This window comes from Bradyrhizobium sp. 18BD (genome assembly GCF_054185225.1).
In genome coordinates, this window is record NZ_JAVAYL010000005.1 from 398486 (window position 1) to 425354 (window position 26869).

The following is a 26869-nucleotide window of genomic DNA, read 5'->3' on the forward strand; positions in this document are numbered from 1 at the left end:
CCCGCGGTCACGCCAAACGTCGCCTCGATGGGTGGGACCGCCAGCGACACGCTGTCGCAATCAGCGACATCTCCTCGATCGAGTGTTGGCATCGCGCGCGAACGCATGATGTCCGCGCGCACGAATCTACTGCACGCCATCGCACATTCCTCGAACGCAACTTGAATCATTCCAAAGTCGCTCACCGCACGTTCAAGCAATTCTATTTTGCGTGTGTGGAATTCGGCACGCGTCACCAATAGAAGTCCGCATCGCTCCACGCGCGTCAGCACACCGCTGCACACGTGCGAGTGAATCATGTCGACTGAAATTGGGGATCATCATCGGTGGGCGTTGCTTTGTCTGGGAGGAAACGTCGTTGGTTTGGTAGCGCTGCTGCCATCAACGCGACGATGTTGGGTTCGGTCGTATTCGTATCTGTTGAGGCATTGCCGTCCCGGGCGCAGGCGCAGAGCAGCAACCTGCCGCCGGTCACCGTCGAAGCGCCGGCTCCGCCGAAGCCGCGCAGCACGGCGGCTGCGTCCAGTCAGCGCACCCGATCGTCGCGCGCCGCCTCGACGAACCGGCGCACCAACGTGACGGCCAATCAGGAGCGCGCTTCGCAAGCGGCCGGCGGCGCAGCCGGTGCGCCGGTTGGTTATGTCGCGACCACCAGCTCCGCCGGCACCAAGACCAACACGCCGCTGCTCGAGACGCCGCAGTCGCTCTCGGTGGTGACCAGGAAGGAGCTCGAGGATCGCAACGTCCAGACGCTCAAGGACGCCGTCAACTACACGCCCGGCGTCACGACCACCGCGTTCGGCTATGATCCGCGCTTCGATGCCTTTTCCATCCGCGGCTTCGACGTGACCTATACCGGCATCTATCGCGACGGCTTGCGCCAGGGCGGCGGCAATTTCGCCATTCCCAAGATCGAGCCCTATGGTCTCGAAAGCGTGCAGATTCTGCGCGGACCTGCCTCCGGTCTCTACGGCCTCGGCTCGCCCGGCGGCATTGTCGATGTCACCACGAAGCGGCCGACGCAGACGCCGTTCGGCGAGGTGCAATTGCAGGCCGGCAATTACGATCGCTACCAGGGCAGCTTCGACGTCGGCGGCCCGGTTCCCGGCAGCGATCAGCTTTACTACCGGCTCACGGGTTTGCTGCGCGACGCCAAGACCTGGTTTCCCGGCAATGACGACGACCGTGCCTATATTGCCCCTGCCCTGACCTGGAAGCCTGATCTCGATACGACCTTCACGATCCTCAGCGAATATCAGACCAGCCGCACCGCTGCGAGCATCGGAAACGCCCGAACGGCTGACGGGAAGCTGACCAACATCTACTCGAACGATCCGGCGTTCAGCGCGATGGACCAGAAGCAGTTCCGCATCGGCTATGCGTTCGAGCACAACGTCAACGACACCTGGACCGTGCGGCAGAATTTCCGATTCTATCAGGTCGGCGTGGACGCGAAATACACCCAGATTGATTCGATCGACACCATGACCCAGACCGCGTCGCGGTCCGCCTGGCGTATCGTGGACAATCTCAAGACCGCCACACTCGACAACCAGGCCGAGGCCAAGTTCTCGCTCGGTGTCATCAGGAACACCGTGCTGTTCGGCGTCGACTACAGTCAGTCCCGTTACGACGACAAGATCGGGTATGGGCCGGCGCCCGATCTCAATCTTGCGACCATGAACTACGGCGCCCAGGCGATCGCCTCGCCGGCGTTTTCGATCTTCACCCAGCAATCGACCAACGAGGTCGGGATCTACGCGCAGGAGCAGGCCAAGCTCGGCGGATTCATCCTGACGCTCAATGGCCGCCAGAGCTGGGTTTCGCAGAGCACGACGACGACATTGGACGGAACGCCGGTCACCCAAAAACCTTCGGCGTTCACCGGTCGCGCCGGCCTCAGCTATCTCTTCGACAACGGCGTTGTGCCCTATGTCAGCTACGCCACCTCGTTCAGCCCGCAATCCGGCGTGGACGTGACGGGCGCCACCTTCAAGCCGACCACCGGCGAGCAGACCGAGGTGGGCGTCAAATATCAGATGCCGAACGTTCCGCTGCTGCTCACCGCCGCCGTGTTCGACATCAAGCAGGACAATGTCCTGCGCACCAACCCCGACTACATCGCGTTCCAGGCAGCAACCGGACAGGTCGAATCCAAGGGCCTCGAGCTCGAGGCCAAGCTGGCGCTCAAGCCGGGCTTCGATCTCACTGCGGCCTATACCCATCTCAACGTCGTGATCACGCGCGGCAATACCGATACGACCGGCAATGAATATTCCGGCATCCCCAGGGATTCGTTCGCAGCGTTCGGCAAATACACGTTCCAGTCGGGCACGCCGGTCGAAGGGTTGGGACTGGGCCTTGGCGTGCGCTATATCGGCGCCAATTTCGGCAACGACCAGAATACGTTCGAGAATGCGGCGCAGACCTTGTTCGACGCCGTGATCGACTACGATCTCGGCAAGCTCGACCGGAGTTTCCGCAGCGCCTACATGCGCGTGAACGCCACCAACCTGTTCGACAGGCAGTACGCGACCTGCCAGGCCGGCTATTGCTACGCCGGCGAGCGGCGTCAGGTGATCGGCACGTTGAGCTATCGGTGGTAGGGCGACGTTCGAAGCGGACGCTTCCTCCCCATCGTCATTGCGAGCGAAGCGAAGCAATCCAGACTGCCTCCGCGGAAAGACTCTGGATTGCTTCGTCGCTTCGCTCCTCGCAATGACGGAGTATGAGGCGGCAGCTCGGTTCTCCGATATGCACTCGTAGGATGGGTAGAGCGAAGCGAAACCCATCGCCTCTCGTCAACGCGGAAACATGATGGGTTTCGCTTTGCTCTACCCATCCTACAGCCTCGCAGACACGCCTTCGCATTCTCGCGGCTGATTTCACCCGAGCTTTGCTTCATCGCTTCGCCCATCTCAGCCAAGAGGGCGCAGGGAAGGCCGGGTGCCGGCTGGCACCCACGGTCCGCTGTGCGAAAGCACACGCAGAAGAACTGCACAGCGGCATACAGGTGAAGCCCAACACACGGCCTTCCCTGCGCGATGGTTGGACGGCTTATGTCGTGCTCTCCCGGGAGCCGAATTCCTTCTGGCCTCCCTCGCTCTCGCGGAAGTCGCCGGCACCGCGCCGGTTGACGCGAATGCCGCATCCACGAAAGCTTGACCGTAGCAACGACGGCCAGGACCACACGGTTTTGCCGTACGCACGGTTCGCGTGTTCGCCGCAGTTTTCCCGGCCCTGTCGACGGAGCCGGAAACTTGCAAACGAGACGAACCTGACAGCGCCGTTCGTCGGCACGAAGTCTTGGGCTCACGGAGAGCAATCCGCCCCGCCCTTAACTTCTCGCGCCCGACGCTGCCGCGTCCACCGCAAGCCCGGCTCGCGCATCGTGACGACAACATGATCGCCCCTCAAGGATGAGCCGGGATGGGCAATGGATACGACAAATCCGAATTTCGGTAAAGTGGAATATTTTTGCGAGGGCTGGTTGACACCGTTTCGGGTGTTTTGCCCGTCGGGCAAAGCAAAGTCCCGTAGCCCGGATGAGCGAAGCGACATCCGGGGCCTTGCCACAAGCAACAGCGGTCCCGGATATCGCTACGCTCACCCGGGCTACAAGCGACAAGCCCGCCGCCGAGACGCCTCGCAACATCTGTTTACATCCAGCAACATTCGGGCTGCCGAAAGGCCACGATCACCCGGCTAGTGGTTCCTGCCTCGTCCTGTCCCCCAGGGGATCACGGGCGCCCCTCGTTCCGGGGCAAGGCCAATGGATTTCAGCCGATTTGATGCCGTACCACTCGTTCGTCGCAGCCCCCGTGCCATCCGCAAAGGAGATTCTCCGTCCGACCACCGCCCTGTTGCGCGCGGTTCTGTCACGTGCAGGTGCGATCTTCGGCCTCGCGCTGATGCTGGCCGGCTGCGCGGTCGGCCCGGACTATGCCGGCCCGCCCAAGGTGGAGCTGCCGTCACATTGGAGCAGCAAGACAGCTTCGCGGCGGCATGCGGGCGCGCTCGATCGCTGGTGGCTGCGGCTGCGCGATCCCCTGCTCAACCGGCTAATCGAGCAGGCCGTCGACGCCAACCCTGATGTGGCCAAGGCCAAGGCGGTCGTGCGCGAGGCGCGCGCGACGGTTCAGCAGACCGGCACCGGCCTGTTTCCGTCCATCAGCGGCACCGCCTCGGTGACGGACAACAAGACCAGCTCCGGCTCCGCCTCGGTCGTCGTCGACAGCGCGCCCTATGCGCTTCACCAGGCGAGCTTCGATTCGAGCTGGGAGCTGGACCTGTTCGGCGGCACCCAGCGCAGCATCGAGGCGGCGGTGCGCGGTGCGCAATCGGCCGAGGAGGATCTGCGCGACAGCCTGGTCACGCTGATCGGCGACGTCGCCGCCTATTACGTCGAGGCGCGCGGCTATCAGGCGCGGATCGCGCTGGCAGAGCGCACCGCGGTGTCGCAGCGTGACACCGAAAAACTCACCCGCAGCAAATACGACGCCGGCAGCGGCAACGCCGTCGATCTCGCCAAGGCCACCGCGCAAGCCGCCAGCACCGAAGCCAATGTTCCGACCTATCAGGCCGCGCTTGCCGCCGACATCCACCGGCTCGGCATCCTGCTCGGACGGCCGCCCAACGGCGTCGCCGCGCTGATGGCGCCGTCCGCACCTGTTCCGGCGCCGCGTACCTTGCCGATCGGCCTGCCCGCCGATCTCCTGATGGCGCGCCCCGATGTTGCCAGCGCCGAGCGCAAGCTGGCGCAGGCGACCGCCAAGATCGGCGCGGCTGAGGCCGATCGCTATCCCGCGGTGTCGCTGACCGGCTCGGTCGGCACTTCGGCGCTGCGCGTCGGCGATCTCGCAAAATATTCCAGCGTGAGCTGGTCGGTCGGGCCTTCGGTCACCGTGCCGGTGTTCGACGCCGGCAACCGGCTGGCCACGGTGAGGATCGCGGAGGCGCAGCGCGACCAGGCGTTCGCCACCTTCCATTCGACCCTGCTCACCGCGCTCGAGGACGTCGAGAACGCCCTGGTCTCGCTGTCGAGCGAACGCGTGCGTGCCGCCAAGCTGACGGAAGCCGCGAAAAACTACCGCGAGGCCGCAAAGCTGTCGCGATCGCTGTTCGAGACCGGCAGCGCCAGCTTCATTGACGTGCTGGACGCCGAACGCTCGCTCTATTCGGCCGAGGATTCGCTGATCCAGAGCAAGGTGTCGGCGGCCAAGGATTACATCTCGCTGGCGAAGGCGCTCGGCGGCGGCTGGGGCGATCCGGTCGACGTGTCGACGCCGGTCATCGTCGACACCAATACGGGACCGCATGTCCGGGAGGCGCAGAAGTGACCGAGATGATCACCGTCAAGCGCGTGAAGATCGCCGGCGCGGTGCTCGCCGTGGTCGCGACCGGCATGGTGCTGGCGACGCGTTCGCCGGGAACATCCAGCAAGGCGCAGTCCTACATCACCGCGCCCGTCACCGTCAGCGACCTGCGCGAGGAGGTGCTCGCCAGCGGCACGCTCAAGCCGGCGCGGCTGACCGCCGTCGGCGCGCAGGTGTCGGGCCGGATCACCGCGCTCAACGTCCGCGTCGGCGACACGGTCAAGGCCGGCGACGTCATCGCCCAGATCGACCCCGTCACCAAGCAGAACGATCTGCGCAGCTCGGAAGCTTCGCTGAAGAACTACCGCGCGCAGAAGGCCGAAAAGGAGGCCGCGCTGGTGCTGGCCGAAGCCAACCTCGCGCGCCAGCAGGCGACGCTGGCGCAGCGCGCGACCTCGCGCAGCGATTTCGACAGCGCGGATTCGACCGTGCGCCAGACCCGCGCCCAGATCGCCGCGCTCGACGCGCTGATCGTCGGCGCCGAGGCCAGCGTCGAGACGGCGCGGGTGAACCTCGAATACACCCGCATCACTGCACCGATCGACGGCACGGTGCTCGCCACCGTGGTGCAGGAAGGACAGACGGTCAACGCGGTGCAGTCGGCGCCGACCATCGTCGTGCTCGGCCAGCTCGAGACCATGACGGTGCGGGCGGAGATCTCCGAAGCCGACATCGTCAAGGTCAGGCCGGGCCAGTCGCTCTACTTCACCATCCTGGGCGACCAGGACCATCGCTACGAAGCCCGGCTGGAGCAGATCGAGCCGGCACCTGAATCGATCAAGAGCGATGCCAGCTTCTCCTCGACCACCACCACATCTACGTCGAGCACGACCTCGTCGAGCTCGACCAGCACCGCGATCTACTACATCGGCGTCTTCAACGTCCCCAACAGGGATTATGCGCTGCGGACCTACATGACCGCGGAGGTGCACATCATCACGGGCGAGGCGAGGAGCGTGAAAACGATCCCCGCGCTCGCAGTGATGCGGAAGTCCGACGGCCGCAGCACCGTGCGCACCCTCGCCGCATCGGGGGAGGTTCGCGAACGCGAGGTCAAGACCGGGCTCAACGATCGCACCACGGTCGAGATCAGGTCCGGCCTCGACGCGGGCGAGCGGGTCGTCACCGGAGAGGCGAACGAGCAGACCGCATCGCGCGGCATGCCGGGCGGCCCGCCCGGAGGGGGAGGCCCCTGACATGACCGATCCCATCATCGCGCTCGAGAACGTCCGGCGGGAGTTTTCGGCCGGCGACAGCAGCGTGGTCGCACTCGACGATTTTTCACTGAGCATCCAGCCCGGCGAGATGGTGGCGATCATCGGCTCGTCCGGATCGGGCAAATCGACGCTGCTCAACATCCTCGGCTGCCTCGACCGTCCGACATCGGGCGCTTACCGCGTCGCCGGCAATGATGTCTCCGAGCTCGACGCGGACGAGCTGGCGGCGCTGCGCCGCGAGCATTTCGGCTTCATCTTCCAGCGCTATCATCTGCTCGGCGACCTCTCGGCCGCCGCCAATGTCGAGATCCCCGCCGTCTACGCCGGCACGAAGGCGCGGGAGCGCCGTACGCGCGCCGAGCAGCTGCTTGCGCGCCTCGGCGTCAATGACCGGCGCGGCCATCGTCCGAACCAGCTCTCGGGCGGCCAGCAGCAGCGTGTCTCGATCGCACGCGCGCTGATCAACGGCGCCGAGGTCATCCTGGCGGACGAGCCGACCGGCGCGCTCGACCGTCGGAGCGGCGAGGAGGTGCTGAAGATCCTGAAGGAGCTGCACCGCGAGGGGCGGACGATCATCATCGTCACCCACGATGCCGATGTCGCGGCACGCGCCGAGCGCATCATCGAGCTGCGTGACGGCAAGATCGTCGCCGACCGTCGCGCGGACGGCGCAATCACAGAGCCGGCCGCTCCGGCCGCACGTACCGCGTGGAACGGCGGCACCGGCTGGTCCGACGCCTTGGGGCGTTTGCGGGAGGCATCACGAATGGCGCTGGTGGCGATGGCGGCGCACCGGCTGCGCGCGTTCCTGACCATGCTCGGCATCATCATCGGCATCGCCGCGGTGTCCTCCGTCGTCGCGCTCGGCAATGCCTCGCAGCGCAAGGTGCTGTCAGACATTTCGAGCCTCGGCACCAACACGATCGAGGTGTTTCCGGGCAAGGACTTCGGCGATGCGCGCGCCAGCAAGATCAAGACGCTGGTGCTCGACGATGCCCGCGCGCTCGACCGGCAGGGCTTCATTGCCGGCGTCACCCCGACGGTGTCGACCAGCACCACGGTGCGCTATCGCGGCAACGAATCCAACGTGCTGGTGAACGGCGTCGGCGAGAGCTATTTCCAGGTCAAGGGCGCCAAGCTGGCGAAGGGACGCCTGTTCGACGGCGATGCCATCCGCAACATCGAGCGGCAGGCCGTCATCGACGACAACACCCGCAAGACCTTCTTCGCCGACGACCAGACCTCCGGGATCGGCCGCGTCATCTGGCTCGGCAAGGTGCCCTGCCGCATCGTCGGCGTCATCGCCCAGCAGCAGGGCGGGTTCGGCTCGAACCAGAACCTGTCGGTCTATCTGCCCTACACCACGGTGCAGGCGCAATTCACCGGCGACCGGGCACTGCGCAGCATCCTGCTGCGGATCAGCGACGAGATCTCGACCAATCTGGCGCAGGACGCGGTGACCACGCTGCTGACGCAGCGGCACAACACCAGGGACTTCGTCATCCTCAACACCGACGACATCCGCCGCACCATCACCAGCACGACGCAGACCCTCGCCTTCCTCGTCGCCGCCATCGCGGTGATCTCGCTGGTGGTCGGTGGCATCGGCGTCATGAACATCATGCTGGTGTCGGTGTCCGAGCGGATCAGCGAGATCGGCGTGCGCATGGCGGTCGGCGCCCGGCGCAACGACATCCTCCAGCAGTTCCTGGTGGAGGCAACGCTAATCTCGTCGATCGGCGGCATTGCCGGCATTCTGATCGCGCTGCTGCTCGGCGTCGCCATCAACGCCGCGGTGCCCGGATTCGAGGTCAGCTATTCGATGTTCTCGATCGGCGCGGCGTTCCTGACCTCGACCGGGATCGGGGTCGCCTTCGGCTTCTTCCCCGCCCGCCGCGCCGCCTTCCTCGACCCCGTAGTGGCACTGAGCCGTGACTGACCGTAGGATTGCACCATGCCCGTAGTTCTTCGGACGAGACAATCGTCCGCAAATCGACCAACGATCGGCGACCCCGATGCGATCCCAACCATGACCAACGGCCTGCCCAACATCCTGATCGTCGAAGACGACCAACCGACCCGCGACCTCATCGCCCGTTATCTCGGCGAGCATTCGTTCGCGGTCAGCGCCGCCACGAACGGCAAGGAGATGGACCGTCATTTGTCGCAGAACCGGGCCGATCTGATCGTGCTCGATTTGATGCTGCCGGGCGAGGACGGCCTCAGCCTCTGCCGCCGGCTGCGGATGGAGTCGACGATGCCGATCATCATCCTCACCGCCAAGGGCGAAGACCTCGACCGGATCCTCGGCCTCGAAATGGGCGCCGACGACTATCTGCCAAAACCGTTCAACCCGCGCGAGCTGCTCGCCCGGATCAACGCGGTGCTGCGTCGCCAGGCGAGCGGCCTCACCACTGCCGCGACGGCGACGCGGCTGAGGTTCGATGGCTGGTCGATCGATCTCCGGCTGCGGGAATTGCGCGACGCCGAAGGTGCGCAGGTGCCGCTAACCAGCGCCGAGTTCGACCTGCTGCAAGCGTTCTGCGAGCGCGCCGGCCGCGTCCTTACCCGCGACAGCCTGTTGAGCATGACGCGCGGCCGTCCCGGCGGAAGTTTTGGCCGCAGCATCGACGTGCTGGTCAGCCGGCTGCGCCGCAAGCTCGACCGCACCGAAGGCAGCTCTGTCATCAAGACGATCCGCACCGGCGGTTACATCTTCACGCCACGGGTCGAGGAAGCATGAGCCGCGCCGGCGACATCCTGGCGCTGTTCAGCTTCAGGCGGATCAGCGGACAGATCGCAGCCCTGGTGCTGGTCTCGCTGGTCCTGATCCATCTGCTGATCGCCGGATATTTTTTGCTCAACCGGCCGAGGCTGCTGGCCGACACGCCGGTCGAGCAGTTCGAGTTGATCGCGCGGATCGTCACCAATACGCCCAGGGCGAAGCGCGCGCTCGTGCTCGACAGCATCGGCAAGACCTTTCCGGCGCTCAAGCTGCAATTGCGAGATAGTGTCTCCACCTCCGCCGCACCGCTGCCGGCGCGGAGGCCGCTGGAGATCCCCTCGGCGCTTGGTGGCCGGGCCGAGTTCATTCGCGGCACTGGCGCGGAAGAGAATCGCGTCTGGTTCTACCTCGCCGATGACGACGTGCTGGAAGCCACGATCGGATCGCCGCAAATGCCGGCCTTCGTCAGCGGCCTCTGGACCTCGACGCTGCTGTTCCTGGTGGCGAGCGTCACGCTGCTCGGCATCTGGGCCGGCCGCGCGCTGTCCTCACCGCTGTCGGCCTTCGCGCGCGCGGCGGAGAATTTCAGCCTGAACCGGTCGTCGCCGCCGTTGCCCGAGAACGGGCCGGAGGAAATCAAATCCGCGGCCAGGGCGCTCAACCGGATGCGCGAGCGCATCACCGCGCTGATGAACGACAGGACGCGCATGCTGGCGGCGATCAGCCACGATCTGCGCACGCCGATCACGCGGCTGCGGCTGCGCTCGGAATATATCGAGGACCAGGCCCAGCGCACGCAGACCGTACGCGACCTCGATCAGATGCAGTCGATGCTGGAATCCGTGCTGTCGCTGCTGCGCAGTGAAAGTCCGGTCAAGCCGACGCTGGTGGACGTCGCGGCGCTGCTGCAGATGGTCTGTGAGCAGTTTTCCGATTGCGGTCATGCCGTGAGCTATTCCGGCCCGGCGAGGACCACGTTCGTGCTGCGGCCGGACGAGATCATCCGCGCGGTCACCAACCTCGTCCAGAATGCGACGCGGTTCGGAACCGAGATCGAGGTCAAACTGGTGGCGGCGGGGGATCAGCTCGTCATCGATGTCTCCGACAACGGACCCGGCATCCCCGACGACCGGAAGGCGGCGATGCTGGAGCCGTTCGTGCGCGGCGAGGACGCCCGCACCATGGACGAGACCGCCGGCTTTGGTCTCGGCCTGTCGATCGCGCAGGCAATCGTGACTGCACATGAGGGAACCCTCGAGCTGCTCGACAATACGCCACAAGGCCTGCGCGTCCGCTTGCAGCTTGCCAGGACCCGCGACAACGCGTCGGCATCGCGGACATAAAGTCGCGGCAATCGTCGGGCTTGTCGGTCGCGCCCTCCTTCCGCTCCCCCGGAGTTCCCATGTCTTCCGCCGACCGGCCGGCGACACGCCTTGCGACCCGGCTCGCCTTTCTCGTTGCAGGCTTCGGCATCGCATGCTGGGCACCGCTGGTGCCGTTCGCGAAAACGCGGCTCGGCGTCGATGACGGCGTGCTGGGATTGCTGCTGCTCAGCCTTGGCATCGGCTCGGTCGTCGCGATGCTGATGACCGGCATCATGAGCGCGCGCTACGGCAGCAAGCCGATCATCATCGCGGGCGGACTCGGCCTTGCGCTGGTGCTGCCGCTGCTGGCGGTCACCGGCACACCGGCGACGCTGGCACTGGCGCTGTTCGCATTCGGCGCCGCGCTCGGTTCGATCGACGTTGCCATGAACATCCACGCGGTCGAGGTGGAGCGCGCCGCCGGACGTCCGCTGATGTCCGGCTTCCACGCTCTGTTCAGCATCGGCGGCTTCGCCGGGTCGGCGCTGATGACCGCGCTGCTCTCGCTGCAGCTCGGCGCGCTTGCCTGCACGCTGATCTGCTCCGCGCTGATGCTGATCGCGATGCTGGTCACCTGGCCACGGCTGCTTCGCTCGGTGCAGGTGCAGGAGGGGCCGCTGTTCGTGCTGCCGCACGGCTCGGTGCTGCTGCTGGCGCTGCTCGGCGCCATCACCTTCCTCGTCGAGGGCGCGATGCTCGACTGGGGCGCGCTGCTGGTCATCGGCGCGGGCCTCGTCTCCGAGGCGCAAGGCGGGACCGGCTACATCGTGTTCTCGATCGCGATGACAATCGGGCGGCTCGGCGGCGACGCTGTCGTCGCGCGCATCGGCGATCGTACGACGCTGGTCTGGGGCAGCCTCATTGCCATCGCGGGTTTTGTCGTGCTGCTGACGGCGCCGGTTGCGGCGGTTGCGATCGGCGGCTTCCTGCTGATCGGCCTCGGCGCATCGAACCTCGTGCCGGTGCTGTTCCGCCGCGCAGCAAGGCAAACGGTGATGCCGACGGGGTTAGCCGTCGCGGCGATCACCACGGCGGGTTACGCCGGCATCCTGATCGGTCCGGCCGGTGTCGGCTTCGTCGCACGTCTTGGCGGATTGCCGTTGGCGTTCTGGCTGCTGGCCGCGCTGATGGGGCTCGTCGCGCTGTCGGCGCGCATCGTCACGCGCAAGCGCGCCTGAGCGCCGTCACAAATTGCCGAGGCCAATCGATTTGATCACGGGCGCGAGGCTTGCCGTTGTCGCATCGATGATCCGCTGGAATTTCTCCGGACTTGAATCGCTGTCCGGCTCGATGCCCTGCGCACGGTAGTTTGCCAGAAGCATCGGATCGGCCATCGCAACGCGCGTCGCCTGTGCGATCCGGTCGATGATGGCATCGTCGGTAAGCCTGGGCGCAAAAATGCCGAACCACCCCTCATAACGAAGATCCGGCATGCCCGATTCGACGGCGGTCGGAATCTCCGGCGCGCCGCTCAGCCGCTTTTCGGTGGTGACCGCCAGCAACCTGACCTTCCCGGCCGCGCCCAGCTGCTTCAACTGGTCGGACATCACGCCGATGACGAGCGAGATCTGGCCGCTGACGAGGTCGTTGGTCGCCTGCGAAATGCCCCGATACGGCACGTGAACGATGTCCAGCGCGCCCGCCTGCTGCTTGAAGGATTCGCCGACCAGATGATTGCCGGTGCCGATGCCGGGACTCCCGTAGGACAGCTTTCCCGGATTGGCCTTTGCGTAAGCGATCAGTTCGCGCAAATCCCTGGCAGGCACCGACGGATGGACCGCAAATACCAGCGCAGTGCTGATCAGGCGATAGATGGCGCGGAAATCGTCGACGGAATAGCCGGGATTTTTCGAGGTCAGGGGAATGATGACCTGCGTGCTGCCATTGCCGAGCAGCAGCGAGTAACCGTCGGGCTCCTCGCGCGCGACCGTCGCAGCCCCGATCGCGCCGCCCGCACCGCCGATATATTCCACGAAGGTCGGTCCGAGCAGCGACGACATCTTGTCGACCCAGGGGCGCCCGATCTGGTCGCCTGCACCGCCGGCTCCGTAGGGAAGCACCAGGCGAATGGGGCGGGACGGATAGTCGGCGGTTTGCCCAGGACGCGGAATGGCTGCCAGCGCCGCTGCGCCAGATAACGCATGGACGAATCGTCGCCGCGAGAAGGAAGGCATGTCTCAATTCCGGAAGTCGGCAGTCACAGTCGAGGCGGGACCGGCTCCCGGCCCGTCCCATCGCAGCAATCCGCTGCTGGCGTCAATGCGACATCCGGGTAAGAGCCAGCCATCACGGTCACAATCATGCGAGCTAAGCCGTTACCTTTAAATAACTTTTCAGGAGATCGCGCGACCCAAGCCGCCCGCGCAGGGCTGCCAGACTGGCCCACGCCTTTCGGCCAGTTTACTGTACGGATCGTTCTGATAGACCAGAAACCAATACCTTTTTGACTCCCGTTGCGGGGGCAATGGCGCGTGCCAGATCGTAGCGAAGACTCGGCCATTTCCTTTGGGCCATTTCGACTGTTCCCGAAGTCCCGGCTTCTTGAGAGAGAGGGCGCGCCGCTTCATGTCGGCGGCCGCGCGCTCGATATTCTCATTTTCCTCGCCGAGCGCCCCGGCGAAGTCGTCGACAAGAGAGAGCTGGTCAAGCGCATCTGGGCGGACGTGAATGTCGACGAGGGCAGCCTCCGCTTCCACGTCGCAGCGCTCCGCAAGGCGCTCGGCGATACCGGCAAATCGGCCCGTTACGTCGTCAACGTCCCCGGCCGCGGCTATTGCTTCGTCGCGTCGATCGCGCAAGCCGCTCCGCCGGTTGCGTCGGTCGCACCGGCCCCCGCCGCCATCGCTCCGCTTCGCTCCCTGCCCGTCCAGCTTGCGAAGATGGTCGGACGCGAGGAGGTCATCGAGAAGATCTCCAACGGGCTGTCGCTCTATCGCTTCATGACCGTGGTCGGCCCGGGCGGGATCGGCAAGACCGCCGTTGCGGTTACGGTCGGGAATCGCCGTTCGGCGGATTTCGGCGGACGCGTGTTCTTCGTCGATTTCGGCCCGCTGAGGGATGCCAGCCATATCGCAACGACCATCGCCTCCGCGCTCGGGCTGACCATCAGCGCGGAGGATCCAACGCCGGCGCTGCTGACATTCCTGAAGTCCGGCCCCGGCCTGCTGATCTTCGACAGTTGCGAGCACGTGCTGGATGCACTTGCCCCGCTCGTCGAGCGCATCGTTCGCGAAGCGCCGCAGCTTCGCGTTCTCGCCACCAGCCGCGAATCGTTCCGGAGCGAAGGCGAGCGCATCTTCCGGCTGTTCCCGCTGGATTGTCCGCCGCAGCGCGAGGATTTGAGCGTCGACGAAGTTCTCACCTATCCAGCGGCGCAGCTCTTCGTCGAACGCATCGCGCAGAGCTCGGGTCCGTTCCAGCTCAGCGCCGAAGAAGCCCCGCTGGTCGCCAGCATCTGCCGGCGTCTCGACGGCATCGCGCTTGCGATCGAGCTCGCGGCGGGGCGCGTCAATGCCTATGGCATCGCAGGCACCGCCTCCCTGCTCGACAGCCGCTTCTCGCTGCAATGGCGCGGACGGCGCACCGCCGTGCCGCGGCACCAGACGCTCGCCGCCGCGCTCGACTGGAGCTACGACCTGCTGCCTCCGGCCGAGAGCGCGACCTTGCGACGCCTGTCGGTCTTCGCCGGCCCGTTCGCGCCGGAGGCCGCTGCCACCGTTGCGGCCGGCGACGGCCTCAGCGCGTCGGAGACGCTCGAAGCGATCGACAGCCTCGTCACCAAATCCCTGATCTCGCCATCGGGCTCGCGGACGCTGCGCTATCGCTTGCTCGACACCACGCGCACCTACGCGCATGGCAAGCTCAACGAGCTCGGTGAAACCAGGCAGGTCGCGCGGCGCCACGCCGAGCATTTCCGCGATTTCTTCGCGCGCGCCGAGGCCGACACATCGACGCCGCTGCCCGAATGGCTCGGCACCTATGGCGCGGAGCTGGACAATGTGCGCGCGGCACTGGACTGGGCCTTCGCGCCTGACGGTGACGCCGCGCTGGGAATCGCATTGACAGCGGCAGCCGTCACGCTGTGGGTCCGGCTTTCGCTGTTCGCCGAATGCCGCGAGCGCACCCGCACCGCCCTCGCCGCGCTCGGCGACACCGGCGACGATCACATTCGCATGCAGTTGCTGTCGGCGCTCGGCTGGTCGCTGATGTATGGCGAGGGCCGTGCGCGCGAGGCGCGGCCGATCCTCGAGACCACGCTCGAACTGGCCGACAGGCTCGACGACAAGGATTTCCGCCTGCGCGCGCTGTGGGGCCTGTCGATCGACCAGTTCAACAACGGACAATTCGGCAAGGCGCGTGCGCTGGCCGACCGGTTCGCGACCGTGGCGGCGAACTCTCCGGACAGGACCGATCCGATGCTGGGCGACCGGCTGATGGCCGTCGCGCTACACTATCTCGGCGACCAGAGCGAGGCGCGGCTGCGCATCGACCGGGTGAACGCTTCGCTGCACGTGCTGGCGGAGAAGCCAAAGATCTTCCCGCTCGATCTCCGGATCTCGACGCAATATTTCCGGGCGCGCATCCTGTGGCTGCAAGGTCTCGCCGACCAGGCCCAGGCGCTCGCGGCAAGAAACATCGAAGAAGGCCGCGCCAACGGTCACGCCCTGACCTTCTGCAGCGTGCTCGGACAGGCGGCGTGCCCGATCTCGTTCTGGTCAGGTGATCTCGAGGCCGCCGAACGTCATGGCACCGAGCTGCTCGAGCACACCGAACGCCATGCGATCCGGCTGTGGGGCCTGTGGGCGCGCGCCTTCAACGCAGCGGTCATGGCCAAGCGGGGCGATGTCGCCACCGGCCTGCCGCTGCTGCGCGAAGAGCTCAATCGCGCCGGCGATGCACGCTTCCTGCCGCGCTTCCTCCCGCTGCTCGGCGAGCTCGCCGCCGGCTTTCTGGAAGCCGACCAGATCGACCGCGGCCTCGACGTGATCGAGGACGCGCTGACCCGCTGCAGAGACCGGCAGGAGCTGTGGTATCTGCCGGAGCTGCTCCGCATCAAGGGCGGGCTGATGCTCAGGAGCGCGCGGCATTCAGGGGATGCCGAAGCTCACTTTCGCGAGGCCATGGACATGGCCGTTCAGCAAGGCGCCCGCTTCTGGGAGTTGCGATGCGCAATCAGTCTCGCACGGACTGTTGTCGGTGCCGGCCGGAGCGCGGACGCTCTGGCGATTCTCGAGACGACGTGCGCCTCATTCACCGAAGGCACCGACATCGCCGACATGCGCGTCGCGCGCGGGTTGATGGCGCAACTGCGCAATTGACCGCGCGCTTCAGGTTTTTGTTTGAGCATGATCTTTTCGGAAAACCGCTACGCACTTTTCCGGATCATGCTCTAGCCTCCCGCAACAGCCGCGCGCCGCGGCAGCTTCCAGTCCGGCCGGATGAAGTGACAGGTGTAGCCGTCGGGATAACGCTCAAGATAATCCTGATGCTCCGGCTCGGCTTCCCAGAACTCGCCGACGGGGGTGACCTCGGTGACCACCTTGCCGGGCCACAGGCCGGAGGCCTCGACATCGGCGATGGTGTCTTCGGCAATCCGCTTCTGCTCGTCGCTGGTGTAGAAGATCGCGGAGCGATAGCTCGTACCGAGATCATTGCCCTGGCGATTAAGCGTCGTCGGATCATGAATCTGGAAGAAGAACTCGAGCATGGTGCGGAAGCTCGTCTTCGCGGGGTTGAAGATGATCTCGATGGCTTCAGCATGGCCTTCGTGATTGCGATAGGTGGCGTTCTTGACGTGCCCGCCGGTGTAGCCGACGCGGGTCGAGATCACGCCCGGCTGCCTGCGGATCAGATCCTGCATGCCCCAGAAGCAGCCTCCGGCCAAAACTGCGCGCTCTGTCGTCATATGGTCGCTCCCGGTTGAACCTTTTGTCTGCCCTGCGTCTGTCGCATCATATGCTCTTGGCTGATCGGCCGAAAGACGCGGATTTCGCGTATGCCCACCCGGTTCCTTCAGAACCGGATGGGCACACAGCGCTCGCCTCTAGCCCAATTTGGCGTCGAGCGTGATCGCGGCGTTGAGCACCTTCGACACCGGACAGTTCTTCTCAGCCTCGCCGGCGATCTTGGCGAATCCGGCGTCGTCGAGATTCGGCACCTTGGCGCGCAGGGTGAGCGCCGACTTGCTGATCTTGAAACCCTTGCCTTCCGGCTCGAGCGTGACGGCGGCTTCGGTCGAAAGCTCATCCGGCGTGAACCCTGCCATCTGCAGGCCGAAGGCCAGCGCCATCGTAAAACAGCCGGCATGAGCGGCCGCGATCAATTCCTCGGGATTGGTGCCCTTCTCGTTCTCGAAGCGGGTCTTGAACGAATAGGGCGTCGTAGCGAGCACGCCGGATTCGCTCGACAGATGCCCGGTGCCATCGCGCCCCGTGCCCTTCCAGACTGCTGTTGCCTTACGGATCATCTCAGTTCTCCTTGTTGGTTTTTCAAGCACCGGCGCTCGGTACCGGAGGAAAGCGACATTGGCACGACCGCCTGTCGTCCTTCCAACCGGCCGAACGCCGTAGCGGTTCCGTTAGGTCCCGATTTGCCCGACATGGAAGCCGAGCCGGTTCTCGACGTCGCCGGCGTGGTGGAAGCCACGCGCCATCAGCGCCTTGATCCGGGTCTGGCTCGCGGGACGGCCGAGCGCGGCCAGGAACGCGTCCCACTCTGGCTGGATCTCGGCATCCGGCGGCAGGCTCGCAACATCGACGAGACGCTTGGTCTCGGCGATCGCCTCCTTGTCGAAGGACGCGATGCGCATCGCAAGCGCCTCGACGAAGCCGTCGAGCTCGGCATCCGGGAGCGCCCGGTTCACGTAACCGTAGCGCTCGGCGAGATCACCGTGGATATCGTCGGCGCCGAGCAGCACTTCGAGCGCACGGCCACGGCCCATCAGGCGCGGCAACCGTGCCATCGGCCCGCCGCCGGGCACGAGACCCGCACCGACCTCCCACTGCGACAGGATGGCTTTCTCACGGCTGGCGAAGCGCATGTCGCTGGCGAGCGCGAGCTCGCTGCCGACACCGGTCGCACGGCCGCGGATCGAGGCGATCGAGACAACAGGCGCGCGGCTGAGGCGCACCAGCATGTCGGGCAGCGCCTGCAGGCCGGTCGGCCCGGGCGGGATACGAAGCGAGTCCTGCAGCGGCGCGAGGAAGTCGTAATGCGTGATGAAGAAGCCTTCGACGGCGCTGTCGAACACGACCACCTTCACGTCAGGATCGGTTTCGATGGCGGTGATGATGTCGTTCAGCAGCGGAAGCTGCTTCGGGCCGAAAATATTCACCGGCGGCATGTCGAAGGTGACGCGCCAGTATGCCGGCAAGCGGCGCTCGAGGCGGATGTCGTCGGTGGTGAAGCTGCGTTCGGGGCGGTTCATGGTTGGCACTCCTGATGTTCGTGTTTGAAACGGGACGCCCGGCGGGCGCGCCCTACTCGCTTCAGATCGACTGGCGTAGCGGGCGGAACGCGGTGCGCACTTCGACGGAGAACAGCGCGGGCTGCTCCCAGGCCGCGAAATGGCCGCCCTTGTCGAGGCGGTTATAGTGCATCAGCTTGGGATAGGCCTTCTCGGCCCAGCTCTGCGGCGCGGCATAGATCTCGTCGGGAAACACGCTGACGGCGACCGGGATCTTGATGTGCTTCGGCGCGAAGAACACCAGCTTGTTCTCCCAGTACAGCCGCGCCGACGAGACCGCGGTGTTGGTCAGCCAATAGAGCGTGACGTTGTCGATCACGTCGTCGCGCGACAGCCCTTCGGTTTTGCCGTCGAACACGCGTGCAATCATCGCGGCGCTGCGCGCATCGTGGTCGAGCATCCAGGACGCAAGGCCCGCCGGAGAATCGACCAGGCCATAAAGCGTCTGCGGCCGGTTCGACATCTCGATCGCATAGCCAAGGCCGTGCTTGTAGAAATCGTCGAGCTGGTCGTAGGCAATGCGCTCGTCGGCCGAGAGGTCCGCAGGACGCGTTCCGCCGGGCTGCAGCGCCTTGGCGATGTCGTCGGGGACGGTCGCGGGCATGTTGGTGTGGATGCCGAGCAGCTCCGGCGGCGCGATCAGCGCCATCTGCTCCGTAACGGCATTGCCCCAATCGCCGCCCTGCGCGACGTAGCGGCTGTAGCCGAGCCGCTTCATCAACACGATCCAGGCACGCGCGATGCGCTGCGGATCCCAGCCGAGCTCGCCCGGCTTGCCGGAGAAACCGTGGCCGGGCAGCGAGGGAATCACGAGATCGAACGCGTCAGCGGCCCTGGCGCCGTGCGCGGTGGGATCGGTGAGCGGGTCGACGATCTTCATCTGCTCGATGATCGATCCGGGCCAGCCATGGGTGACGATCATCGGCAGTGCGTTCTCGTGCCGCGAGCGGACATGAATGAAATGAATGTCGACGCCGTCGATCTCGGTGACGAATTGCGGCAAGGCATTCAGGCGCGTCTCCATCTTGCGCCAGTCGTAATCGTTCTGCCAGTAGCGCACGAGCTGCTGGATCGTCGTGAGCTGCACGCCCTGCGACTGGTCTGCGACGATCTCGCGATCGGGCCAGCGCGTTGCCACCAGACGGCGACGCAGATCGACCAGATCCTCCTCGGCCACGTTGACGCGGAACGGGCGGATCGCGCCGCTCCCAGCCGCTTTGGCGGGATGCAGAGGCAGCAGGCTGGATACGCCGGCGGCAACCGCGGTCATCGCGGCCTGGCCGAGCAGTTGACGGCGGTCGGGGTTGAGAATGTCGGTGCGTGCTTGCGTGGTCATGTCGGATCTCCCTTGCTGTGCAATCCGTCACGTTGATCGGATTCGAAATCGGGACGTCGTTTCGTCGCGCAGGGAGATTGGCGCATACGCCTTCGATTTGCTCGTTATGGCTTGTTAGGCCGCGTTAGCCGTTGCGAGCCGGCGTGATTGCAACGGGCGGCCGATGCGCTTGCGCGCGAGCCAACGCAAAACGGCGCCCGACGAACGCATCATCGCGCGTCGTGATCGGAGCAGGCAGAACCTTCAGGATGGCAGCGGCTGACCGGCCTGCTCGCGCACGATATAGTCGGCATACCAGGCGGCCCAATTCTCGTCGTGTCCGCCGGTCCGCGTCTCGTGCTCGCCATGTGCTACCGCCGCGCGGCGCAGTGCGGCAGCAAGATCAGCCTGCGAGGCGAAGGTGGTGCCGTCTGCCGCGATGCGTCCGGGCAATCGCGTGGTGATTTCCTGGAACACCCAGCCATTGCCGTCGGGATCGCTGAACGCGGCGAACGAGCTGTAGCTGCCGCGCTTGGGATCGGCACCGCTGAGGCGAACGCTGCCGAACAGATAGGGCTCGTCAGTCCCGGCGTGAACATCGCCGGCGCCGTGGAATGGCTCGCTGACCTCGATGCCGCGGTCGAGCAGATCCTTTCGCGCAGCATCCAGATCGGAGACGATCAGATACAGTCCACGCGTCGAGCCGGGCGCTGCGGCCGTGACGTTCCTGCCGAAGATCACCGAGCAGGCCGACCCCGGCGGCGTGAACTGGATCACGCGCCAGTCGTCGCCGGATGCGAAGTCAGCATCCAGTCGCCAGCCGAGATGGGTGTAGAACGCCTTGGCGCGGTCGACGTCGGACACCGGGATGACGACGACTTCGAGCTTCTGATCAACGCTCCGCGATGTCGCGGACTTGGCCGCGGCGTCGCGGTCGATTTCGAGTGTAGCCATGTGGAACTCCCCGATTCAAGTTGAGACGATTTTCAATCCGCCCTCGGCATCACGATGGTGATCCGCGTGCCGCCCTGCCCGGCCTCGCCATGCAAGCGCGCATGGATGCTGCGTGCGAGCCCTTCGAGGATGCGGCTGCCGGTGCCCTGCAGCGGCGCGGTCGCGCCGATGCCGTTGTCGGCCACCGTGCAGGCCCAGGCGTCGTCGCAGCTCGCCATGTCGATGCGGATCAGCGCGCCGGTCTTGTTCGGGAAAGCGTGCTTGGCCGCATTGGTGACCAGCTCCGTCAGCATCAGGGCGAGGCGGTGACAATGCGACGCCGGCAGCGTGCCGCTCTCGATCGCGGCCTCACAGCGGATGCCTGCAGGCTCCAGCACGGCCTCGGAGATCGCTCCGCACAAATTTTCGAAGAAGGTCTCGACCGACACCATCGATGGATCGCCGTTGTCGGACAGGAGCTGATAGAGCCTGCCGAAGGCAACGATGCGCCGCTCGAACCGGTCTACTGCCTGCGACACGTCCCTGGAGCCCGCTCGCGTGAAGTCGCGACGGACTGACGCACCCAGCAGCGTCAGCGTGTTCTTCATGCGGTGGTGGGACTCCCGCAACACCAATTCCCAGTCCCGCGACGGATCGTCGAGGCCGGCGACGAACTGAGATCGAACGGTACTGCCGTCCGGCATCGAGCCGAGAGCGGACATGATGGCCTCCCCGTTGGAATGGACCTAACTCGAAGCCTATAGTGGATGCGTCGCGCGCGTTTTGCTCGTTAGACGTTGCAAGAATCTGTTATGACCAGCGGCTTCACATTGTTGCAGCGGGCACGCTTACCGCGACGGTCAAGCAGGCTGACGGATTGTCGCAGTCACGCGATAAACGGCTCGCGTTTAAGCAAAATTTGCGACGGACGGTCCATGCGCGTTTGGCGATCACCACGCCATTTCGCCACTTTCGGCCAGTTTACTGACGACCTCGTTCTGCTAGACCAAAGCGCCGACGTCAGCCCTTTCACTGGACCCAGTCACTGGAAACCTTGGACCGTGCGGGACACCAACGACCAGGATTCGGCAATTTCCTTCGGACCATACCGGCTGTTTGCAAGGTCGCGGCTGCTGGAGAAGGACGGTGTCCCGCAGCATCTGGGCGGCCGCGCGCTCGACATCCTGATTTTTCTCGCCGAGCGCGCCGGCGAGGTCGTGGACAAGCGGGAGTTGATCAAGCGGGTCTGGTCCGACGTGAATGTCGATGAAGGCAGCCTGCGCTTCCACATCACGACGCTGCGCAAGGCCCTGGGCGATGCGGGTGAAGCTTCGCGCTACGTCGTCAACGTCCCCGGACGCGGCTATTGCTTCACCGCCCCGTTGCTGCGCCCGGCTGCTGTGGAGAACCGAGCCGACATGCCGGCCGCATCGCCCCGTTCGCTGCCCTCGCCGCTGGCGAGGATGATCGGGCGGGACGAGGCCGTCGAGAAGATCATCGCCGAGCTCGCCCAGCATCGCTTCGTCACGATCGTCGGCCCCGGCGGGATCGGCAAGACATCGGTCGCACTCGCCGTCGCGCATCGCGAGCTCGAAGGCTTCGCCGGCCAGGTGTATTTTGTCGATTTCGGCGCGCTGACCGATGCCCGGCTCGTTCCCGGGACCATTGCTGCCGCGCTCGGCCTGACCGTCAATTCCGACGACCCGATGCCGGGCCTGCTGACATCCCTGCGCAGCCGGCGGACGCTGCTGGTGTTCGACAGTTGCGAGCACATCATCGACGAGCTCGCGCCGCTGGCGGAGCGCATCGTCCAGGAGGCGGGCGAGCTGCATGTTCTCGCCACCAGCCGTGAATCCTTCCGCGCGGAAGGCGAGCGCGTGCACCGGCTATTTCCGCTGGACTGCCCGCCGGCCCGCGAGGGGCTCGGCATCGCCGACGTCCTTGCCTATCCCGCAAGCCGGCTCTTCGTGGAACGCATTGCCGAGAGCCTGAGCGAATTCGAGCTGAGAGAGGAGGACGCGCCGCTCGTCGCCGAGATCTGCCGACGGCTGGACGGCATCGCGCTCGCCATCGAGCTCGCGGCCGGACGCGTCAACGCCTATGGCATTGCGGGAACCGCCTCACTGCTCGACAACCGCTTCTCGCTGCTGTGGCGGGGACGCCGGACCGCGATCCCGCGGCATCAAACCCTGAGCGCCGCGCTCGCCTGGAGCTACGATCTGTTGCCCGAGGCCGAAAGCGCGACGCTGCGCGCGTTGTCGGTCTTCGTTGGCCCGTTCACGCTGGAGGCTGCGCTTGCCGTCGCGTCCAGCCAGGGCATCGGCGAGCCCGAGGCGGTCGAGGCGATCTCGAACCTGCTCTCGAAATCCCTGATCGCGACCTCGCCGGCGGAGCGGCGGCTGCGCTATCGCCTGCTCGACACCACGCGCGCCTTCGTCGGCGACAAGCTCGTCCAGAACGGGGAAGCCGACCGCGTCGCGCGCGCACACGCCGAATATTTCCGCGATTTTCTCCGCGACATCGCGCTCAAATCGACCGGCATGCAAAGCGCGGGCGGATTCCTGCCCTATGCCGATCATCTGCCCAATGTCCGGGCGGCGCTGACCTGGAGTTTTTCGGACAGCGGCGACCGGACGATCGGCGTTGAACTGGCGGCCTCCGCCGCCCAGTTCTTCCTCGAGCTGACATTGCTGACGGAGTGCTATCGCTGGACTCAGCAGGCGCTCGACACTGGCGCGCTGGACAGCCGCCAGGAGATGACTCTCCAGGCCGCGCTCGGCGTCTCCGTGATGTTCACGCAAGGCAATACCGAGGCGGTGCGGGCGGCGTTCACGCGCAGTCTCCAGCTTGCGCAGGAGCTCGAGGATTTGCACTGGCAGCTCTGGCTGCTGCGCGGCCTGCACATCTACCTGACCAGGGTTGGGGATTTTCACGGCGCGCTCGGGACCGGCGAACAGGGCGAGAGCGTTGCGCGGAAGCTGAACGATCCGGCCGCCACGCTGAACGTCGAATGGATGCTGGGCGTCGCGCATCATCTGATCGGCAACCAGGACAAGGCGGTGCAGTTCTGCCAGAGCGCGATGGTGCAGAATCCCGGCTCGCAGCGGCTGAACATCGGTCATCTCGGCTATGACGACCGCATCGTCGCACTGGTGGCGCTGGCGCGCGGGCTCTGGCTCACCGGCCGGCCCGATCGCGCGATCGAGGCAGCCAGATACACGGTGCGCGAGGCCGAACTGCTCGAACAGCCGCTGACGCTCGGCATCTCCCTGATCTGGACGATCTACGTGTTTCTCTGGGTCGGCGACTGGGCCAATGCCGAAATCCTGATCGAGCGGCTGATCGATCATTCGGCGCGACACTTCCTCAGCCCCTATCACGCCGTCGGAATCGGCCAGAAGGGCGAGTTGCTGCTGCGCCGCGGCGACGTCACGGGCGGGATCGAGCATCTTCGCCGCAGCCAGGCCACGCTGTACGCGACGCGGCACCGGATCATGACGACGGTGTTTGCTACGGCACTCGCCGAAGGCCTCGCCTCTCAGAACCAGCCGGACGAGGCCTTGCAGACGATCAACGAGGCGATCGCCCAGATCCCCGATCACGGCGAGTCCTTCGACATGCCGGAGATGCTTCGCGTCAAGGGCGAGATCCTGGTCCGATCGGGCCATGCCGCGGAGGCCGAGCGTTGCTTCCGGACATCGCTCGATCTGTCGCGGCGGCAATGCTCGCTCGGCTGGGAGCTGCGGGGGACGATCAGCCTCGGCCGGCTCTGGCGCCAGACCGGAAAGGCCGGCGCTGCACGCGAGTTGCTCGCGCCGCTCCTCGCGCGCTACCAGGAAGGGCTCCAGAGCCGCGATCTGGTCGCCGCCAGGGAGCTCCTGGGCGCGCTGAATTGACAGTATCTTCAACGAGATACCGTCACTCCATCCGCTCGCAACTCCTAACAACTTCTAACACGCCAAGCCGCATCCGCCCCGCCATGGTGGCGACACTTCACGGCGGATATGGCGGGACATGGCTCTTCTTGACGACGTAATCGATGCCAGCGGCGGTTTGGCCCGCTGGGACAGCTTGACCCGGTTCACGCTCCACCTGTCCGTCGGCGGAACGCTGTTTTCCAGCGCCGGGCATGCCAGGGAATTCAAGGACGTGACCGCGGAAGGCTCGACCCGGACGCAATCCGTCCGCTTCACCGGCATCACCGGGGGAGAACACTCGGGCTCCTTTCAGCCGGATGCGATCACGATCGAAAGCGTGGATGGCGAGGTGCTCCGGACCTGGCGAAATCCGAGCCTCGCCTTTCCCGAGGCTACTCCCCCCGCGCTTGCGGACGAACTGCACCTCGTCTTCTTCTGCGGCGTTGCGATCTGGAATTACCTGACGGTCCCGTTCCTGCTCGCGCATCCCGACGTCGTGCTGGAGGAGCTGCCGCCCTGGCAGGAAAGCACCGAGACCTGGCGGCGGCTGCGCGCGCAATTCCCCGCGCACCTGATCACGCTCGCGCCCGAGCAGATCTTCTATTTCGACGAGAACGCACTGCAACGGCGGAGCGATCACGATCTCTTCGGGATGAAGGTCACGCACTACTCCTGGGCTCATGACAGTTTCGGCGGCATCGTCGTGCCGACGCTGCGGCGCGTGCAGATGCTGCAGCCTGACGGAGCGGTGATCGGCAAGCCCGTGCTGATGGACGTCGAGATTTTCGACGCCGTGTTCGAGTAGCGCGACACGCGCGCGCGCCGAGAGCTCGGTCACGTCTCGCTCATCTTGACGACTGCTTCATGAAAACACGGCGCGAATAGACCCGGCACCGATGCGAGGTGCGTCGGCAGATCTTTGAAAAATTGTACGAAATCAACTCGTCCTGCGACGAGCTGCCACACCCGATGCGGCGCACAAAAACTAACAGATCCTAATCACCACTAACGGGCTTCCTGGCCAACTCACGTCTATCATCTCAGCATGGAAAGGGTTGGGTTTGCACGTTGCCGGGCGTTGCAAACAGCGGCAGAGCCAGGAGAGGACAAACGATGTTGACCGATTTGCAGACCGCGCATGTCTGGATCGATTTTCCAGCCAGCCCGCGCGATCAGGAGCTGCCTCACACCACGCAGGCGATCACCCAGGAGAGCCAATGGCGCCGGATCGATCACAATCCGGAAGCCGCCGGGGACATCATTGTCTCGCGGTGGGAAGATCCGCGCGACACCTCGTCGCATGAGGCGACGACGCCAGAGAGCTGCTATTTCGTCGGCATTGCCCTGAAACCGACGCGCGCCAGACTGACGCGGGAGCGCCAGATCATCTTTGACGGCACGATGCCCGCGGGCTCGATGTACGTCAGTGCGCCGTCGCGGCAGCTCAGCGTCCAGTTCCAGGCGCCCTGCGCATTCCTGCACTTCCACATCTCCACGGATCATTTTCCCGCGCAGTTCGCCACGACCGAAGGACTGAACGACCTCGTTCTGCTGCGCGACCCGCTCGCAGCACAGCTTGCGAAGGCGCTGATGGCGCGTAGCGAGGTGGCGGACCACCGCTTCACGCGCTGCATCAGCCAGACCCTCGCGGTGCATCTCACCCGGCTGGATCCGCCGCGCGCCAAGGTCAACGCCTTGCCGAAATGGCGTTTGCGGCGGGTCGAGCAATACATCGCCGATCATTTCGACCGCTGCCTCAGCCTGTCCGAGCTCGCAAATGTCGCAGGCCTGTCGCGCATGCACTTTGCGGCGCAGTTCCGCGCCGCGACCGGCTATCGCCCGCGCGAATATCTGCTCAACCACCGGATCGAGCATGCCAAGACGCTACTCGCGACGACCGGGCGGCCGCTCGCCGAAATCGCGCTCGCCGTCGGCTTCAGCACGCAGGCGCATTTTTCGACCGTGTTCAAGCGCATCAGCGGTCAATCGCCGGCGCGCTGGCGCCTCGTCAGCAAGGGCGAGCGCAGCGAGATCGAAGCGCTGCCGCGGAGCCGGTCCGGCGCAGAGAACGACTGGATCGCCAGCGCCGCCGCCTAGCTTGCTATCCCTTTGGCGTAAGTGCCCTGCCACTTGCGCCGGCTCGCGCCCTCCTCCTCCCGGGCCACGAGCCACTCGGGGCCGTCCCTGCTCCCACACAGGGCGGCCCCTTTTTACGGCGCCGCGATGCTTGCAGTGACGACACTGCCAATTCCGTCATCCTGAGGTGCGAGCGATGGAGCGCAGAGCGCTCCATCGGGAACCTCGAAGGATGAGCGGCCCCGATAGAGCCGGGCCGTCGCCCTTCGAGGCCTCCGCTTCGCTTCGGCACCTCAGGGTGACGGTGATGGATAGCGGCGCATCGTCTCCACATCGTCATTGCCAATCCCGTCATCCTCTTATGTCCCAAGTCAAGGGGGGAGGCATGAGGAAGGGTTGTCTCCCGGACGTCCGAAAGAAGTGTGAGTGGGATGATCGTGCAAGGGTGGAAGCAGAACCCTGAGACGTCGGTCAACAAGCTC

Annotated in this window: 18 protein-coding genes; 11 read left to right on the forward strand and 7 right to left on the reverse strand. The window is 65.5% G+C overall.

Annotated features, from left to right (window positions below; translation table 11 throughout):
- Positions 1–392: 392 nt before the first annotated feature.
- From RAD16_RS12485 to RAD16_RS12515, 7 genes are all read left to right on the forward strand, one after another.
- Positions 393–2606 carry a TonB-dependent siderophore receptor gene (locus RAD16_RS12485; RefSeq protein WP_458158164.1) on the forward strand — a complete coding sequence of 738 codons (2214 nt, stop codon included), beginning with the start codon at positions 393–395 and terminating at the stop codon, positions 2604–2606.
- 1185 nt (positions 2607–3791) lie between these two features.
- Positions 3792–5339 carry an efflux transporter outer membrane subunit gene (locus tag RAD16_RS12490; protein WP_458158165.1) on the forward strand — a complete coding sequence of 516 codons (1548 nt, stop codon included), beginning with the start codon at positions 3792–3794 and terminating at the stop codon, positions 5337–5339.
- Positions 5336–6571, forward strand: a complete 1236-nt coding sequence (locus tag RAD16_RS12495) for an efflux RND transporter periplasmic adaptor subunit (RefSeq protein WP_458158166.1) — start codon at positions 5336–5338, stop codon at positions 6569–6571. Before RAD16_RS12490 ends, RAD16_RS12495 begins: the two co-directional genes overlap by 4 nt.
- Before the next feature lies 1 nt (position 6572).
- Entirely contained in the window at positions 6573–8531 is a 1959-nt protein-coding gene (locus RAD16_RS12500) for a MacB family efflux pump subunit (protein ID WP_458158167.1), read from the forward strand.
- Between the two features lie 90 nt (positions 8532–8621).
- The gene (locus RAD16_RS12505; protein ID WP_458158168.1) at positions 8622–9335 is read left to right on the forward strand and encodes a response regulator; all 714 of its coding nucleotides are present in this window, start codon (positions 8622–8624) and stop codon (positions 9333–9335) included.
- Positions 9332–10660 carry an ATP-binding protein gene (locus tag RAD16_RS12510; RefSeq protein WP_458158169.1) on the forward strand — a complete coding sequence of 443 codons (1329 nt, stop codon included), beginning with the start codon at positions 9332–9334 and terminating at the stop codon, positions 10658–10660. The genes RAD16_RS12505 and RAD16_RS12510 overlap by 4 nt, the downstream gene beginning before the upstream one ends.
- A 59-nt stretch (positions 10661–10719) precedes the next feature.
- Positions 10720–11859: an MFS transporter gene (locus RAD16_RS12515; RefSeq protein ID WP_458158170.1), complete on the forward strand. Its 1140-nt coding sequence runs from the start codon at positions 10720–10722 to the stop codon at positions 11857–11859.
- Positions 11860–11865: 6 nt separating this feature from the next.
- Here the strand turns inward: RAD16_RS12515 and RAD16_RS12520 are convergent, their stop codons facing one another.
- On the reverse strand, positions 11866–12855 hold the full coding sequence (locus tag RAD16_RS12520) for a Bug family tripartite tricarboxylate transporter substrate binding protein (protein ID WP_458158171.1): 990 nt from the start codon (positions 12853–12855) through the stop codon (positions 11866–11868).
- Positions 12856–13152: 297 nt separating this feature from the next.
- Here RAD16_RS12520 and RAD16_RS12525 point away from each other — a divergent pair, with 297 nt between their 5' ends.
- Complete coding sequence (locus tag RAD16_RS12525; RefSeq protein WP_458158172.1) at positions 13153–15999, forward strand: ATP-binding protein; 2847 nt, start codon at positions 13153–13155, stop codon at positions 15997–15999.
- A gap of 71 nt (positions 16000–16070) precedes the next feature.
- Here the strand turns inward: RAD16_RS12525 and msrA are convergent, their stop codons facing one another.
- From msrA to RAD16_RS12555, 6 genes are all read right to left on the reverse strand, one after another.
- Positions 16071–16586 (reverse strand): peptide-methionine (S)-S-oxide reductase MsrA, encoded by a 516-nt coding sequence (gene msrA / locus RAD16_RS12530; protein ID WP_458158173.1) that lies wholly within the window; start codon positions 16584–16586, stop codon positions 16071–16073.
- 138 nt (positions 16587–16724) lie between these two features.
- On the reverse strand, positions 16725–17147 hold the full coding sequence (locus RAD16_RS12535) for an OsmC family protein (protein WP_458158174.1): 423 nt from the start codon (positions 17145–17147) through the stop codon (positions 16725–16727).
- Positions 17148–17258: 111 nt separating this feature from the next.
- Complete coding sequence (locus tag RAD16_RS12540) at positions 17259–18107, reverse strand: enoyl-CoA hydratase/isomerase family protein (protein WP_458158175.1); 849 nt, start codon at positions 18105–18107, stop codon at positions 17259–17261.
- A 61-nt stretch (positions 18108–18168) separates the two neighbouring features.
- Positions 18169–19482, reverse strand: a complete 1314-nt coding sequence (locus RAD16_RS12545) for an epoxide hydrolase family protein (protein WP_458158176.1) — start codon at positions 19480–19482, stop codon at positions 18169–18171.
- Positions 19483–19725: 243 nt separating this feature from the next.
- Positions 19726–20415 (reverse strand): VOC family protein, encoded by a 690-nt coding sequence (locus RAD16_RS12550; protein ID WP_458158177.1) that lies wholly within the window; start codon positions 20413–20415, stop codon positions 19726–19728.
- Between the two features lie 32 nt (positions 20416–20447).
- Positions 20448–21116: a sensor histidine kinase gene (locus RAD16_RS12555; RefSeq protein WP_458158178.1), complete on the reverse strand. Its 669-nt coding sequence runs from the start codon at positions 21114–21116 to the stop codon at positions 20448–20450.
- 339 nt (positions 21117–21455) lie between these two features.
- Between RAD16_RS12555 and RAD16_RS12560 the strand changes: the two genes are divergently transcribed.
- From RAD16_RS12560 to RAD16_RS12570, 3 genes are all read left to right on the forward strand, one after another.
- Positions 21456–24290, forward strand: coding sequence for an ATP-binding protein (locus tag RAD16_RS12560; RefSeq protein ID WP_458158179.1), 2835 nt, complete (start codon positions 21456–21458; stop codon positions 24288–24290).
- A 118-nt stretch (positions 24291–24408) separates the two neighbouring features.
- Complete coding sequence (locus RAD16_RS12565; protein WP_458158181.1) at positions 24409–25116, forward strand: hypothetical protein; 708 nt, start codon at positions 24409–24411, stop codon at positions 25114–25116.
- A 308-nt stretch (positions 25117–25424) separates the two neighbouring features.
- A complete protein-coding gene (locus RAD16_RS12570) occupies positions 25425–26408 on the forward strand; it encodes a helix-turn-helix domain-containing protein (protein ID WP_458158182.1) in 984 nt (327 codons plus the stop codon).
- Positions 26409–26869 lie beyond the last annotated feature (461 nt).

Bases quoted from the DNA above. Each gene is read 5' to 3' on its own strand.
- RAD16_RS12510 (WP_458158169.1), top strand. From the start codon at position 9,332: ATGAGCCGCGCCGGCGACATCCTGGCGCTGTTCAGCTTCAGGCGGATC.
- RAD16_RS12555 (WP_458158178.1), bottom strand. From the start codon at position 21,116: ATGTCCGCTCTCGGCTCGATGCCGGACGGCAGTACCGTTCGATCTCAG.
- RAD16_RS12515 (WP_458158170.1), top strand. From the start codon at position 10,720: ATGTCTTCCGCCGACCGGCCGGCGACACGCCTTGCGACCCGGCTCGCC.
- RAD16_RS12545 (WP_458158176.1), bottom strand. From the start codon at position 19,482: ATGACCACGCAAGCACGCACCGACATTCTCAACCCCGACCGCCGTCAA.
- RAD16_RS12505 (WP_458158168.1), top strand. From the start codon at position 8,622: ATGACCAACGGCCTGCCCAACATCCTGATCGTCGAAGACGACCAACCG.
- RAD16_RS12535 (WP_458158174.1), bottom strand. From the start codon at position 17,147: ATGATCCGTAAGGCAACAGCAGTCTGGAAGGGCACGGGGCGCGATGGC.
- RAD16_RS12550 (WP_458158177.1), bottom strand. From the start codon at position 20,415: ATGGCTACACTCGAAATCGACCGCGACGCCGCGGCCAAGTCCGCGACA.
- RAD16_RS12500 (WP_458158167.1), top strand. From the start codon at position 6,573: ATGACCGATCCCATCATCGCGCTCGAGAACGTCCGGCGGGAGTTTTCG.
- RAD16_RS12490 (WP_458158165.1), top strand. From the start codon at position 3,792: ATGCCGTACCACTCGTTCGTCGCAGCCCCCGTGCCATCCGCAAAGGAG.
- RAD16_RS12520 (WP_458158171.1), bottom strand. From the start codon at position 12,855: ATGCCTTCCTTCTCGCGGCGACGATTCGTCCATGCGTTATCTGGCGCA.
- RAD16_RS12565 (WP_458158181.1), top strand. From the start codon at position 24,409: ATGGCTCTTCTTGACGACGTAATCGATGCCAGCGGCGGTTTGGCCCGC.
- RAD16_RS12570 (WP_458158182.1), top strand. From the start codon at position 25,425: ATGTTGACCGATTTGCAGACCGCGCATGTCTGGATCGATTTTCCAGCC.
- msrA (WP_458158173.1), bottom strand. From the start codon at position 16,586: ATGACGACAGAGCGCGCAGTTTTGGCCGGAGGCTGCTTCTGGGGCATG.
- RAD16_RS12485 (WP_458158164.1), top strand. From the start codon at position 393: ATGTTGGGTTCGGTCGTATTCGTATCTGTTGAGGCATTGCCGTCCCGG.
- RAD16_RS12540 (WP_458158175.1), bottom strand. From the start codon at position 18,107: ATGAACCGCCCCGAACGCAGCTTCACCACCGACGACATCCGCCTCGAG.